This window comes from Pseudomonas sp. 05N433 (genome assembly GCF_056396925.1).
The window spans coordinates 1-1,811 of sequence record NZ_JBFTML010000125.1; the positions used below are offsets into that span (position 1 = coordinate 1).

Consider the following 1,811-nt stretch of genomic DNA (forward strand, 5'->3'; position numbering starts at 1 on the left):
ACGAAAGCGGGGACAGACCACATTTATCGAGGGGCTGGATAATGCTCCTTCAATTTAATCGTGGTCTGTCCCCGTTTTCCCCGGTCCAACATTCAGGTATACGGGGACGGATGCAGTCATAGTGGTCAATGCTGAAGGTAAAGTGGTCACCGGTTGGGGGAAATCATCTTCGGGGACTGGAAAATGAACTGTGTCTTAACGAGCGCCCAATGGCAGCTTTTAGTTGCATTGTGTTTTTTGGCGGGAGAATTCCAGCTGACACTAGCTGAGAAATTACTTCATGGTTCATTATCATCGAGTGAGATAGACGAGCTATGCGAGTTGATTTCAAATGAGTTTATGATGAACGGCATAGAGGAAAGCTTTGAGCCGAATAGTTATGGCCTTGAGCTAGAACTGCTTCTGGATGCTGTCAACAGAGGACGCGGTCAAGCGCGTTAGTGTTTTGTAATTTTTCGGCTCTTTAAGAAAACGGGGGCAGACCACATTTATCGAGGGGCTGGATAATGCTCCTTCAATTTAATCGTGGTCTGTCCCCGTTTTCGATGTTTGATGAAAGGCGGGGAATTTAGAGTGATAGGGGCTGCGAAGTGACAATTACAATGAATCTTGAGATTGAAGTTGGAATTTCCTTTGAAGAAATTGCTTCAGTGCTCTCAGTGATGGGGGCTGAGCACGCAATTGAAAGTGGTTATCTAACAGGTAACTTTAAATATTCAGGTGTTTATTTTGTATTTCGTTGCTTTAGTACTCCTGAGGACGTTGCTGCTGAAGGGGTCAATGTTGATTGGAAAGCAGGTATGAGTGGAGCGTTTCATTGTCCTATAAAATATTTGCTGGAGAGTTCTGAAGATATTAAGTCTTTCCTTGCGAAGCTGTCGATAGAGACGGATTTTAAATTTGTTCTTTCTTTTCAGTACGAAAGCTTGTATGTGATTCGTGATGAGTTTGGTATTAGTTTTCTGAAAAGCATGGTTGATTAGTTGGTGCAAAAAAACGAAAGCGGGGACAGACCACATTTATCGAGGGGCTGGATAATGCTCCTTCAATTTAATCGTGGTCTGCCCCCGTTTTCCCAGAGTTCAAAATTCTTGAAACTGTCGCTCAGCGGCTAGGAGACAATCCGAGTGCTGTTGGGCAAATAAATCTAATATCGGAGAAGTCGGTTTGCCCTAGCTGTACTGATGTGATTAGACAGTTTCGCGATCGATACCCGAAAATTCAGTTGAACGTGTTTACAGTGGAGAATTAAACGTGAAGGCTGATCTTGATTTTTATGATGCGGTTTGTTTGGTAAAAAGACTTTATAGTGATGCTATTGAAGGGCGAAAGTTTCGGCCTGAACAGGCGTTTGCATATGTCCAAGATGAGACGGAAAGTTTGCTTCAGGATGGTTCGCCAGGGATAAATGCGGTTCTTCAAACTGCTATATATATGGAAGGAGCCCGTCGTGGGTTGGTGTTGTCAAAGGATAGCCTGTACGCTCAGGAGATGTTGGAGCTTTTAGCTGATATATATGGGAAGTGTGCTGTGCAAGAATTAATAAAAGCTGGGGTGGGTGGAGAGGATTTGGAGCGTATGAAATTAGAGATGGATTTTGTGAAAGAAAATTTTTTAAAGTGATCGAGAGAATGGGGGCAGACTACATTTTTCTGTGTCGCCCTTTAGCGATCTGAAATAGTGTGAAATAGATAGGGAGATTGTTTTTCATAGAATTGACTAAGCTATTGGCATCATTAATTGTGAACGGATTCACCATATGCCACGCAGAGCACGTCTCTTGATGCCAGGTGTCCCCTTGCATCTGATTC

Annotated in this window: 4 protein-coding genes; all 4 read left to right on the plus strand. The window is 43.3% G+C overall.

Annotation, left to right across the window (positions count from 1 at the left end; translation table 11 throughout):
- Nucleotides 1-153 precede the first annotated feature (153 nt).
- The gene (locus AC1DIS_RS29950) at nt 154-441 is read left to right on the plus strand and encodes a hypothetical protein (protein WP_477744654.1); all 288 of its coding nucleotides are present in this window, start codon (nt 154-156) and stop codon (nt 439-441) included.
- A gap of 161 nt (nt 442-602) precedes the next feature.
- The gene (locus tag AC1DIS_RS29955) at nt 603-983 is read left to right on the plus strand and encodes a hypothetical protein (RefSeq protein WP_477744653.1); all 381 of its coding nucleotides are present in this window, start codon (nt 603-605) and stop codon (nt 981-983) included.
- Between the two features lie 104 nt (nt 984-1,087).
- Nucleotides 1,088-1,252 carry a deaminase domain-containing protein gene (locus tag AC1DIS_RS29960; protein WP_138867983.1) on the plus strand — a complete coding sequence of 55 codons (165 nt, stop codon included), beginning with the start codon at nt 1,088-1,090 and terminating at the stop codon, nt 1,250-1,252.
- Between the two features lie 2 nt (nt 1,253-1,254).
- Nucleotides 1,255-1,623, plus strand: a complete 369-nt coding sequence (locus AC1DIS_RS29965; protein ID WP_105345757.1) for a hypothetical protein — start codon at nt 1,255-1,257, stop codon at nt 1,621-1,623.
- Nucleotides 1,624-1,811: the final 188 nt, after the last annotated feature.

Excerpts from the sequence above, each read along its gene's own strand:
- AC1DIS_RS29955 (WP_477744653.1), top strand. The coding sequence starts at position 603 with ATGAATCTTGAGATTGAAGTTGGAATTTCCTTTGAAGAAATTGCTTCA.